Annotated in this window: 10 protein-coding genes; 2 read left to right on the top strand and 8 right to left on the bottom strand. The window is 43.1% G+C overall.

Annotation, left to right across the window (positions count from 1 at the left end; genetic code table 11):
• Positions 1–16: 16 nt before the first annotated feature.
• The 7 genes from ABFV83_RS03820 to ABFV83_RS03790 all read right to left on the bottom strand — a co-directional run bounded on the left by ABFV83_RS03820 (position 17) and on the right by ABFV83_RS03790 (position 8357).
• The gene (locus ABFV83_RS03820) at positions 17–796 is read right to left on the bottom strand and encodes a shikimate kinase (RefSeq protein ID WP_349947616.1); all 780 of its coding nucleotides are present in this window, start codon (positions 794–796) and stop codon (positions 17–19) included.
• A 145-nt stretch (positions 797–941) separates the two neighbouring features.
• Entirely contained in the window at positions 942–2648 is a 1707-nt protein-coding gene (locus ABFV83_RS03815) for a HAMP domain-containing methyl-accepting chemotaxis protein (protein ID WP_349947615.1), read from the bottom strand.
• Positions 2649–3518: 870 nt separating this feature from the next.
• On the bottom strand, positions 3519–4733 hold the full coding sequence (locus ABFV83_RS03810) for a DUF438 domain-containing protein (RefSeq protein WP_349947614.1): 1215 nt from the start codon (positions 4731–4733) through the stop codon (positions 3519–3521).
• A gap of 173 nt (positions 4734–4906) precedes the next feature.
• Positions 4907–5095, bottom strand: coding sequence for a ferredoxin (locus ABFV83_RS03805; protein WP_054738812.1), 189 nt, complete (start codon positions 5093–5095; stop codon positions 4907–4909).
• A gap of 348 nt (positions 5096–5443) precedes the next feature.
• Positions 5444–7075 carry a hydroxylamine reductase gene (hcp, locus tag ABFV83_RS03800; protein ID WP_349947613.1) on the bottom strand — a complete coding sequence of 544 codons (1632 nt, stop codon included), beginning with the start codon at positions 7073–7075 and terminating at the stop codon, positions 5444–5446.
• Positions 7076–7394: 319 nt separating this feature from the next.
• On the bottom strand, positions 7395–7616 hold the full coding sequence (locus ABFV83_RS03795; RefSeq protein ID WP_349947612.1) for a permease of phosphate ABC transporter: 222 nt from the start codon (positions 7614–7616) through the stop codon (positions 7395–7397).
• A gap of 129 nt (positions 7617–7745) precedes the next feature.
• Complete coding sequence (locus tag ABFV83_RS03790; protein ID WP_349947611.1) at positions 7746–8357, bottom strand: sugar O-acetyltransferase; 612 nt, start codon at positions 8355–8357, stop codon at positions 7746–7748.
• Between the two features lie 203 nt (positions 8358–8560).
• Here ABFV83_RS03790 and ABFV83_RS03785 point away from each other — a divergent pair, with 203 nt between their 5' ends.
• On the top strand, positions 8561–10369 hold the full coding sequence (locus tag ABFV83_RS03785; RefSeq protein WP_349947610.1) for an aminotransferase class I/II-fold pyridoxal phosphate-dependent enzyme: 1809 nt from the start codon (positions 8561–8563) through the stop codon (positions 10367–10369).
• 84 nt (positions 10370–10453) lie between these two features.
• Positions 10454–11038: a methyltransferase domain-containing protein gene (locus ABFV83_RS03780; RefSeq protein WP_349947609.1), complete on the top strand. Its 585-nt coding sequence runs from the start codon at positions 10454–10456 to the stop codon at positions 11036–11038.
• A 134-nt stretch (positions 11039–11172) separates the two neighbouring features.
• Here the strand turns inward: ABFV83_RS03780 and ABFV83_RS03775 are convergent, their stop codons facing one another.
• On the bottom strand, positions 11173–12783 hold the full coding sequence (locus ABFV83_RS03775) for a response regulator (RefSeq protein WP_349947608.1): 1611 nt from the start codon (positions 12781–12783) through the stop codon (positions 11173–11175).
• Between the last annotated feature and the right edge of the window lie 116 nt (positions 12784–12899).

The following is a 12899-nucleotide window of genomic DNA, read 5'->3' as shown; positions in this document are numbered from 1 at the left end:
ATGTTCCAGATACAACTCAACGTTCAAATTGCATCAGGGAAGCGACCAGCTCTTCGCCTATCTGCTGTACGCTTTTATGATCCGTTTCTACGATAATATCCGCCGCTCTTTCATAAAAGTCCTTACGTTTTGCCATAAGCTCTTTTATGAACTCCACGTTCATATTTCCATTTAAGATTGGCCGGCCGCCATCATCCTTTACCCGATCCAATATGGTCTCAGGGCTGGCAGTGAGAAGTACGATGCGGCTGCCCTTTTTAAGGTTTTCAACATTTTTCTCACGTATTACCGCGCCGCCGCCGCAGGAAATAATAGTCTGGCGGCAGTTCTGCAAGTTAAGAATGGCATTGCTTTCGCAGTCCCTGAAGTACTCTTCTCCATATTCTTCAAATATGTCCTTGATAGGCATCTTCTGGTCTTCCACGATCATGGCATCCACATCCACTTCCTTCATGGCCAGCATATCCCTTAAGTACTTGGAAACTGTACTCTTTCCTGTTCCCATAAATCCGATCAAGGCAATATTATGGTCAAACAGACTTTTGCTCTGTACGCGTTTGCTTTCCTCCTGGATCTGTTTAAATATCCTTGATAATTCGGTGCAATAAGTATGGCTTCCCACTGCCTTAAGGAAATCTTCATGCCGGTTTTCCTCCTCCGGCTGAAATATGGGCAGACCTTGTTCCTTTTTATATTCCATGATTTCTGCTGCGTAACCAAGGCGTTTCATCAAAAGGTCTAAAATTTCCTTATCACAGCGGTTCAAATCTTCTCTAATTTTATTCAGCTCTTTCATACCGTCTCTCCACAATTATCCTATGTCTTCTATATTTTTTACATTATACATAATATGGAGGCAAGCTGTAAAGCGATTCTTTCCGTTTCTTTTTTCTTTCCTGCCATGCCTTTTAGGCATACAGGTACACCTAAAGGGTGTTTTATTAACCCAGATAGGAATTGGCAAAATGAATATCTTCCTTTAAAAGCTTGAATCTGCCCACCTCCTGTTGAAGCATCTGCGCCTGGGCAGCCAGTTCTTCACTGGAAGAAGAGCTTTCTTCTGCAGTCGCAGCGTTTGTCTGTATAACGGCAGATACCTGGGACAATCCCTGGTTGATCTGCTCTATCACCTGTACCTGCTGAGAAGAGGACTCTTCGATCCCCCTGATGGCCTGGTCTACAAACGCCGCCTGTTCTGCCACTTCCATAAGTATCCTTGCCGTCTCATCTGCTAATTTCTCACCCTCTGCAACGCTGGTCACCGAATGTCTGATCAAATCGGCTGTCTGCTTGGCTGCTTCCGCAGATTTTCCGGCAAGATTCCTGACTTCATCTGCAACCACTGCAAATCCCTTACCAGCCTCTCCCGCGCGGGCCGATTCCACAGCCGCATTAAGGGCAAGAATGTTCGTCTGGAATGCAATATCTTCAATTACCTTTGTGATGCTTGATATCTTATCAGAGGCCGACCCGATCTCCTTCATGGCCTCATTTAGCTTCCTCATATACTGGTTGCTCTCATTCACCCCGACTCCGGCCTGCCCAACATAGTCCGCAGCTCTTTGCACATTTTTTGCATTTTCTTCCGCCTGCTCCGCCACACTGCTGACGGAAGCATTCAGTTCCTCAATCGTAGCCGCCTGCTCGGCGGTACCGGAAGCCAGAGCCTGTGCCCCGGAAGAAACCTGTTCTGCCCCTGCATTGACTTGTTCGGAAGCAATACTTATTAATGAGAGTGTGTGATTTAGATCTTTTCTGATTTTCTGCAGTGCAAGCCCAAGGATATCCTGATCGGAACGAAGGGGCACTTCATTGGTAAAATCGCCGTTGCTGATCCGGTTCGCAGCGTCTACCTGTTTTCTAATGCTGCCGATCATCTTAGTAAAGGCATTGGCAAGCTGCCCGGTTTCATCCTTTGTATCAATATTACCAAGCTCCACATCCACGTGCCCTAAGGCGATCCGATTGGCCGCATCCACTACCTGATCAATCGGCTGACTGATCATTTTTGAGATTCTTATTCCCAAATATACTGCCACTCCGGCTCCAAATGTAACAAAAAGAACCAGAACAGCGGTCAGCCACAATGCAGTAGCATGATTGGCATCATTTGTCTTTCCGGCTTCAGCCAGCCGGTTATCAATTAATTTGTTGAAATTATCAAACATCTTCTGAATGTTATCGGTTTCCTGATAAAGCGCCTCCCATGCGGCAGTTTCATTACCGGCCTTTGCCTCTTCCGTACACTTCTCTACAGCCGGCTTAAAAGAGCCGTTAAACAGCGAAACAGACTCATCTAAAAGGGTAAAGGATTCCGGAATGTTTATTGTCTTGCGGTAGGCCTCTGCGCTGGTCAAAAACTTCTCGGATTCCTGGTCAAAGCTAAGCTTTAGTTCATCAATTTTCTTGGCATCTCCCGCATAGATTACCATGGCTCTGGAATCCACCCGGAACTGATACAGGCTTTCAACCGCCCGAAACAAATCTTTCATTGGGGCTGTCTGCCCTTTGTACAAGTAAGTATCCATTTGACTGATCCTGGCAAGTCCGGCTATTCCTGCGCCTCCTACCAGCAACATAATAAGTGTCAGGCCTAAAAAACCTGTCAACAGCTTTCGAGAAATACTGAAATCCTTAAAGCTCTTCATTTTATTTCCTCCCTGTTCTCTTAGGTATGATGAAAAATAGGACAATCCACTCCCCCATCCGGAAGTGCAGTTCTGTCCTTATTGCATAACTTAAACTCATTCTGTAAAAAGAAGTATGTCTTTTTATTAACAATGATATGGTATAACTTAACCGTCCTCACAATACCCTTTTAATTCCAGACCTTAAAACACAGTTTTTGATAATGGATTGGTCCTGAATTAAAAAAATATACAAAGTAAGTTATAGATATCATAGTATACAGAATGGATTCGCAGTATATTTGATACTGCGGTTACAGGGGAAAAAGTATGTATTTCAACAATTTTATAATGTTTACGAGAAATGTGACGCTATTATTTCCAATTTCAGAGTAAATTAATAAAATTCCCTGAAACGGAATTAAAATTTCTGTCTGAATAATCGCACAGAAGACAGTACTTTTTTAACCAAGATAAAGAAAAGACGTCAATCCATAGTCACTTTAAAAGACGATGGGATTGCGTCTTTTATTTACTTGGTTCAAAAAATGCACTGTTTCTATGCTGTACGATAATTCACACAAAAGTCTAATTCCGTTTCCGCAATTTTATTAAGTACTCTGAAATCTGAAAATAATAGCCGTTATTCCCCGTCAAATATATAAAATCCTTGAAATACCATATTTTTCCCTGAACCGCAGTATCAAATATACTGCGTCTTTTTATTTTATTTATCATACAAATCAAACAATTTCTTTATGGTTTTCACCTGATTTTTTGTATATATTTTAATACATTCCGGAAAAACATTTTTCAAATCCAACCACAATCTGAACTAAAAAAGGCCAGAGCGTAAATCCCTCTGGCCGGATGGCTATACATATGAATTTTCTATTCTGACAGCAGCCTCTTTTCCCCGGTGATCTCTTGTATGGGTCCTATGTCCTGGGTCACCTCCAAAACGCCAAGATACTCCCCTTCATTGCTTCTCACCGCATAATAGCGGATCAAAATATACTTTCCAGCCATTTTGATCCAAAAATCTTCCTGGTCTTTTCTTCCGGTTTTGAAATCCTCAACAATCTTTTCAACAATGTGGACACTGGCCGGTGGATGGCAGTTGGAGACATTTCTGCCGATAATGGCTCTTGTTCTTGGGAAAGCCCGCTCCTTTCCTTCTGAAAAGTACCCTACCACATCCTCCTTGTTTACAAAGGTAATGTCAAAGGGAAGGGTATTTAACATAGCTGTCAGCTCTTCCACCTTAAATTCTCCGGAAGGAAGTCTTATAAGACCTGGTTCCTTCTTTGTCTCCGTCTTCTCCTTTTCCTTATCAGCTGCGGCAGGATTCCATTGGGGCACATGGTCAATCATGAAACCTATTTCTCCGCTTCCATCAGCGATTGTTTTCCACTCTTCCTGGGTCAGCTGCTCCAAAAGCATGGGCACCATGATATTTTCCTCTTTAAATATCATTTCCGTAATCTTATCCAGTAATTTTTCTATCTTCTGCACCAGGGGTTCATCGATTTTCACGTTCTTTTTAAGGATTTCCATTATTTCTTTTACCTGACTTCTGATCTCATCATCCACGCCCCACATGACCTTTGGAGGCGCCGTGATTCCGTATTTCTCCATATATGGAAACAGCAGATTTTCCTTTTTTCCGTAATGAAGGGATAAGTCTTTTAGTTGGTTTATGCCTTCCTTAAGCTTTGAAAATTCCTCTTTATCATCCTTTTTTGTCAGAACGAGATAGGGGCGGATTTCATTTTCAATAATATGGGCAATTTTCTTATTTTCTCCGACCAGCACATTCAAAGGATGTCCGGGAATTAAGGTTGGATCGTCCGGGTGGTGGATTTCCTCAATAGAGCCTTTAAAAACTGCTGCATGAACATCACAAAGCTTCTGCACCTCCTCTACCGGCAGGCCATCTGCAATCAGGGCAGTCTCAGCCGCAGAAATTTCAGAAGCAGACACCCCATGGAAGGCCTCGTCAAACTGCTGCTTTACATCTTCCACTGATTTTCCTTCATGAAGCTTTTTAATGATCTCTTTTATTGCATTTTGCCTCATTTCACGATTGTTAATATATTCACTCATAGAATTCCTCCTTATGAAACAGAAAACCTTTTCTCCTTATCATATCACTTTTCTTCTCCCCACGCTCTCATAAACCCCAGCCTGTTTTCCTCGGACTGTATCTTCTCCCCGCTGTATAAAAAACGCCCCCGTCTGATTGGATCATTCCCCTCAGAAGGAGGCGCTCTTCCTGATTATTCTACTGTTATTACCGAAACAGGACAGCCTTCCTGCGCTTCAACTGCTGATTGCTCCGCAGATTCCGGCACTTCATCAACGTATGCTTCTGCAGGTCCGTCATCTCCCATTCGAAATACTTCAGGACAGACTGATGCACACAGTCCGCATTCAATACAACCCTCTCTATCTACCGTTGCTTTCATATCAATAACTCCTTTCCCAAAGATATCTTTATTGTTGGTAATTTCTTTATAAATTATCCATTTTCCAAAGATATGTTTTATTTTTTTCAGAATACCATTGACTTGGCTGCATGTCTGTTGGAGTTACAACATTTTCCATTTTTTATTAGCAATGGTCTGTAAAGTGTTGAGTTAGTTTCTATAATTGTATAATGGGATATTGTATTTTAAATGGAATTATAACAACGCAGCAGACGGATTTGATGGGGTCTCAATGATTGGTTTTGATGATAATAAAAAACAGGGGTGCTGAAAAACCAACTCTCGTTAGTAATTCAGCATCCCTTTTGTTATGCCGGTATCCGGTTATTATGCATTCATGAATAATTCAATGTCATCTTCTACGGTACCAATTCCTGCGATTCCAAATGTATCAACAAGAACCTTGGCAACGTTTGGAGATAAGAATCCAGGTAATGTCGGTCCTAAGTGAATATTCTTTACTCCCAAGTAAAGCAGGGCAAGAAGTACGATAACCGCTTTCTGCTCATACCAGGCGATGTTATAAGCGATAGGAAGCTCATTGATATCGTCAAGGCCAAACACTTCTTTTAATTTCAGGGCAATGACTGCCAGGGAATAGGAGTCATTACACTGTCCCGCATCAAGAACTCTTGGAATTCCGCCGATGTCGCCCAGTTCCAGCTTATTATATCTGTATTTTGCACAGCCGGCAGTAAGAATGATGGTATCGCTTGGAAGCTGCTTTGCAAACTCTGTGTAGTACTCTCTGGATTTCATTCTGCCATCGCATCCTGCCATAACAAAGAACTTTTTAATGGCTCCGGACTTCACAGCATCAACCACCTTATCCGCAAGTGCCAGTACCTGATTATGGGCGAAACCGCCTACAATACTGCCTGTTTCAATCTCATCCGGAGCAGGAAGCTTCTTTGCCATCTCAATGACAGCGGAAAAATCCTTTTTTCCGTTTTCATCCGCAGGAATGTTAGGACATCCTGGGAAGCCTGCAGCGCCTGTTGTAAATATCCGGCCTGCAACTTCAGGAGTTTTTGGAGGAACAATACAGTTTGTGGTAAAGAGAATCGGTCCGTGGAAGGATTCAAACTCGCCAACCTGCATCCACCAGGCGTTTCCGTAGTTGCCTACAAAGTTGTCATATTTCTTAAATGCCGGATAATAGTGAGCAGGAAGCATTTCCCCATGAGTATAAACATCCACTCCTGTTCCCTTTGTCTGCTCTAAAAGCTGTTCCATATCTGTCAGATCATGACCGGAGATAAGAATGGCCGGGTTCTTTCTGACACCGATATTAACGGAAGTGATTTCCGGATTTCCATAGCGTGTTGTATTGGCCTCATCAAGAAGTGCCATTCCCTTTACTCCGTATTCACCGGTCTTTAAAGTCAGGGCAACCAGATCATCAGCTGTAAGGCTGTCGTCAAGAGTTGCAGCAAGTCCTTCGTAGATAAAGGAATAAATGGACACATCCTCTTTTCCAATGTTGAACGCATGCTCTGTGTAAGCAGCCAAGCCCTTGATTCCGTAGATGATCAGCTCCCTTAAGGAACGGATATCTTCATTTTCCGTAGCAAGAACGCCTACTGAAGAAGCCTTGGAAAGCATGGATTCCCTGGAGTCCACAGTAAATACTGCTGCATCCTGGTTTCCCTTGTATCCTGTATCCTTTGCAAGCTGGTCTCTTAATCCAAGAACCTTTACGATCTGCTTTTCAATTGCATCCGCATCAAAGTTTGCGTTTGTGATCGTGATAAAGAGACTTGTAAGTACCTCATGATTGATTGTATGAATCTCTGCAGCATTGGTTTTTGTCTTTACAACAATTTCAGAAATCCCCTTTACCGCATAAACGAGCAGGTCCTGAAGCTTTGCAACCTCCTCATTCTTACCACAGACACCTTTGATGGTACAGCCTGTGTTTTTTGCCGTCTCCTGACACTGATAGCAAAACATGCTCATATTCCATTACCTCCTATTGTATATTATCTATGCATGGCACCATTCTTTCAGCGCTCCTGCTTTCTTTTAAAAGGATACCATTGGAAAGAATTTATGTCCGTTGTTATTACAACATAGTTTAATTTTTTTATTTTTTATTAGAAAGAGATCATGGATCATCATCAGTTAAAGCATGGCATGATTATTTCCGGGCACATTTTCCCACTGAAATTAAGACAAAAAAATGGCTGCATCAGCATTTAGTCCTACTTAAAATGCTGATACAGCCGGTCATATCCCGGAACACAGATTTTATCTGCGGCAGCCTTTATGAGCTGCCCTAACCTTCTTCCATACAAACCTTCACAAATTTCGCCATTAATAAAATATAGCTGAATACGAAAACTAAACCTGCTGCCATAAGAGGCATTTTTCTCTTCTTTTCCGGGATCAATAATCCAACCATGACCCCTACCGCACACAGGCATATCTTTAATAGTGCAAAATCCTTTATGCTGCATTTCTGGACAAATGCATCGGCGCAATCACACATCCCTTTCATCCACACCGTCTCCTTTCATGAATTTTCTTCCCTGGTTCCTTTCAGGTTAGTATACGCTATTGGTAAAATATTATTATATTCTGAAACAAAATACCTGTATAAATTTTGACGGCATGGCTCAAGCCGGGATCATTTATAATCCTGCACATCAAATTCCTTATTTTTATAATAATATTTCCTGTCTTCCTCTACAATCTGGCGGACCACTCTGCATGGATTTCCCAGGGCCACCACCCGGTCCGGGATGTCCTTTGTCACAACGCTTCCAGCACCGATCACCACATCGTTTCCTATGGTAACTCCCGGGTTGATGATGACATTGCCGCCGATCCATACGTTATTTCCTATTGTCACAGGAATCCCATATTCATATCCTGAATTTCTGGAATCCGGATGAATGGGATGGCCTGCGGTATAAATAGAAACATTGGGCGCAAACATTACATTGTCCCCGATTATCACCTTCCCTACATCAAGGATCACGCAATTATAATTTGCAAAAAAGTAATCCCCTACCTCAATATTAGTACCGTAATCGCAGTGAAACGGCGCTTCCATATGAACATCCTTTCCCGCCTTTCCAAGGATACTGCGGATCAACCCTTCCATTTTTTCTTCTTCATCCGGGCGCAGCTGATTATACTGGTAAATCTTAAGCTTGTTCGCCATTCGTTCCTCGCTTAACCCATCCAGCCATGCCTTGTAAGGCAGGCCAGCCAGCATTCTTTCCTTTTGGTTCATGATTCTTCCACCCCGCCATCTTTTATTATAATCGAAACAGATATTACAATGATAAACCAAGAGTAACCGGATATCAACTGTTACAGCTAAAAAGGGGAACTCTTATTATTTTTTTATTTCAAATCTATTGACAGATCATTAGCAAACTGGTATTATGTTCATTAATTTATAAAATATTACATTTTTGAACAAAGGAGTGTATTATGCAGGCAATAATCCTGGCCGCCGGAATGGGACGGCGTTTAAAAAAGCTAACTGAAAACCAGCCGAAATGCATGATAACCGTAAATGGAGTTCCTATGATCGAGCGCATGCTGAAACAGCTGGATCACTGCCATTTGAACCGAATCATCATAGTAACCGGCCATAAGGGCGAAGAGCTGCAATCCTTTGTATCCTCTCTCCCTCTTTCCACTCCGGTCACGTACATAGACAATCCGGTCTACAAAACAACAAACAATATTTACTCCCTTTATCTTGCAAAGGACCAGCTTCTCATGGATGATACCATTTTGCTGGAATCAGACCTGATTTTCGAACAGGAAGTCCTGAACCAGATCATAAATGATCCTTATCCCAATCTGGCTCTTGTGGCCCATTTTGAAAGCTGGATGGACGGGACAGTGGTTCTGCTGGATAAACAGGACAATATAATGAAATTCCTTACACGGAAGGATTTCCGTTTTGAGGATATTCATTCCTACTACAAGACTGTCAACATCTATAAATTCAGCCGTAATTTTTCCACAACCCACTATGTTCCCTTTCTGGAAGCTTACAGCAGGGCCTTGGGAAACAATGAATATTATGAACAGGTATTAAAGGTCATTTCACTTTTAGATGACCACGATTTAAAAGCCACCAGGCTGGAAAACGGCTTCTGGTATGAAATTGACGATGAGCAGGATCTGGACATTGCGGAATCCATTTTTACAGATTCCCAAAGCAGGCTGTCCCGGCTATCGAAACGTTTCGGCGGCTACTGGCGGTATCCCGGCCTTTTGGATTTCTGTTACCTGGTTAATCCCTATTTTCCAAACAGCCGTTTCATGGGAGAGATCAAGGCCAGCTTTGAAATCCTTACCACCAGCTATCCCTCCGGCCTTGATGTGAATAACCTGCTGGCTGCAAAATCCCTGGGTCTGGACAGGAACCAGATTCTCACCGGAAACGGAGCAGCAGAATTAATCAAGCCTTTGATCCGCAGCTTTAAAAATGCAGTCGGCGTTCTGCGCCCATCCTTTGAAGAATATGGGATCTGTTCGCAAAATGCCGTCTACTTCAACGTTTCAACTCCGAATTATACATACACCGCCCAGGATATCATGGATTATTACAAAGATAAGGAACTGGAGGCACTGGTCTTAGTTAACCCGGATAATCCCACGGGAAATTATATCCCAAAGCAGGAAGTCCTTTCCCTTGCCCAATACTGCAAGGCCAGGAATATTATATTCATTCTGGATGAATCCTTTATTGACTTCTCCTCTGCGGAGGAATCGCCGTCGCTTATGTGTCAGGAAATATTGGATGAGTATAAGAACCTGGTCCTAATCAAAAGCATTTCAAAGTCATACGGGGTTCCCGGACTTCGGCTGGGGCTTCTCACCTGCAGCGACTCTGAAATTATAGATCAGGTGCGGAAAGAGCTGCCCATATGGAATATCAATTCTCTGGCAGAATATTTTCTTCAGATCTTTGAAAAATACCAGTCAGACTACCAGGAAGCTCTGGAGCATTTTAAAAGGACCAGAGAAAAATTATACCAGTCCCTTGAGTCCATCAGGCAGTTGAAGCTTTACCCCTCACAGGCCAACTTCATTATGTGTGAAATCATTGATGGCTGTTCCGCTTCCCAGATTGCGGAGTTGTTGTTAAACCGTTACAACATTCTTGTAAAGGATCTATCCCATAAGCCGGGAATGGAAAGCAGGGAATTCATCCGCATTGCAGTCAGAACAGAGGCAGACAACGAACGTCTGGCAGATGCGCTGAAACATATATTACGCTAGTTAAATACCCGCGGGCAGCGGCCAGGGTCAAGGGAACTTGACTTTGGCTTGTTGCCTCCGCAAAAATAAAAGGAGGTAATCATTATGAATACACAAAATGCATCAAAAGAAACCTGGCAGCAGATCTGGACCCGGAAAGGCCGGGCAGACGGCTCCGTAACGGACCTGCTGGCATACGACGGCTATGAGGCCACTAAGGTGGATATGGAAGAGGTTGCCCGTCAGATCATCGGGCGGTTGGATATACATAAAAATGACAGGGTCCTTGAAGTCGGCTGCGGCGCAGGTGCCCTGGCCCAGTATCTGGACTGTGATTACGTTGGCATTGACTATTCCCCTACCCTGGTTCAAAAGCATATCGAAATTCTGCAGAATTCGGTCCTGACCGGTGAAGCCGCAGACCTGCCCTTTAAGGATAAATCCTTTGATAAAGTGATCTGTTACGGCGTTTATCTTTATTTTGATAATAAGGAGTATGCAGAGAGAGCAACAAAGGAGCTTCTTAGGGTTGCTAAAAAAGGCGTGCTGATCGGAGAAATCCCCATGCGTTCCCACCGGGATGAGCACTTATTGTTTTCCAAGGAAGATTTTCGCGGCTGGGATATCAGCGATGGTTTTTATGACCCTTACAGAAGCGACCGTTTTAATGCCGTTTACATCTTCTCCTGACCAATGTTTTATTGAGACGAATCCTGGTCAGATCGGGCTGCCGCCTTAAGCGGCAGCCCTTTTCTTTCCATTCTTCCGTTCTTTGCAAATACAGGCGGGTATCTGCTGGTTTCAGCTAAAAAGGCACATTTGAATCAGGAGCAGCTCTTTTTTATTGTCATACTCTCATATTCTTTTGGAGTATAACCCGTGATCTTTTTAAATACGGCGCTGAAATAGTACTGCGTATCAAAACCAAGCATATCCGAAATTTCATACATCATATATTGATACGTTTCTATCAGCTCCTTTGCCTTTTCAATCTTAACCTCAGTTACGTAATCTGAAAAGTTTTTTCCAGTCTGTTTTTTAAAAATACAGCTTAAATGTCCCTGGCTGATATTTAATAAGGCGGACATCTGATTTAAGGTTATTTTTTCCCGGTAATGCTCCCGTATATACTCCAGAACCAGCTCAATATACTTGTCCTTCCTGCTTTCCTTATAAGACTCCAGGGCTTCTGCCACCTGATCCCGGAACCGCTCCAGCCAGGCAATCACAGAGTTTAAGTCAAACAGCCGGTTTAACTGCCCTGCCACGTCTAAAATATAGGGAAAGTCCTGGCCCTCTCTCTCTTCCAAAAGGAATGTGATAAAGCAATAAAGGTTACAACACGCATTTACCGCCTGTGAACGGGATGGCTTACACTGGACAAACAGCTGTATGATCTGATTCATGATATTGGAAAAGCCCTTCCGGTCGTTTTGACGGATAATGCCTGTTAATTCCTTCTTCAAAAAATTAATATTAAAGCTTCTGCTGTGACTGAAATTTTCTTTACAATTTTCCGGATAAAAAGCTATCGTGCCGGAATTGTCATAATAGGTATCATTCATAGCACTCATGGCCTGGTAAAGAAGATCCTGAACCCCCTCTGCCTGTCTTACGGGCCGGCTGACAGCAATGGACACGGGAATCCCAAAAGTATCCTTCATCACCTTACAAAACCTGATGCTCATGGCTTCGGCCTGTTCTTTATACTCATTCATTCCCTCCAGTGAAAGAACAAGGATAAAACCATTTTGATCCTTTCTCAGAAGACAGCTTCTGTCAAAAAAACCCTTCACCATTTCATGAATGATATTTTCTGCATAATTCATGATTCTCTTCTGATCTGCCCTGGTAATTTTTTCGGAAAATTCCTCAAATTTGTAGTTAAAATGAAGTAACATCAAAAGAAGCACCGGATAACGCTCCCGGATCATCAAAGCCAGCCTTTCATCCGGCTGCGTATCCGTATCGCAAATCAAAACACGTCTGAAATAATTCTGAATGCGTTCATCTGCGGTGGCCTCTCCGTCTTCCATCGCCCGTATCCTGCGGTGGGTTAGATTGCATCTGTCCTTAGCCCTTTTAAGCGCTGCGATTAACGCCTCCTTATCAAGCTCCAGCTTCACAAGATAATCAACGGCTCCCAGACGCAGGGCCTCTTTCACCAGAGAATATTCCTCAAGATTGGTCAGGAAAATAAAGGCTGCCCCATATCCGTTCTCTACAGATGCCTTCATAAAGCTGATCCCATCCATGGCAGGCATCTCAATATCCGTTATCACAATATCCGGCCGAAGGGTCTCCATCTGGGCCAGAGCCTGGCGGCCGCCAGAGACCTTTCTCACTATTTTACATTGATGTTCTTCCCAGTTAAGAAGGGAAGTGACCCCTGCCAGAATCAGCGGTTCGTCGTCTACGATCATGATCCGATACATATTTAATACTCCATAGGACTTTTTATGGTTACCTATATATACCCTGCCCCAGTATTCTTTCAGCTTTTCCCAATGATTTATGGGCTGAGGTATTTTCTCTTCTGGTATTCCGGTTC

Origin of the sequence: Lacrimispora sp. BS-2, from assembly GCF_040207125.1 — a bacterium.
Classification (GTDB): Bacteria; Bacillota; Clostridia; order Lachnospirales; family Lachnospiraceae; genus Lacrimispora.
The sequence above is the reverse complement of the archived record's forward strand: the minus strand, read 5'-3'. Positions and strand labels throughout refer to the sequence as shown.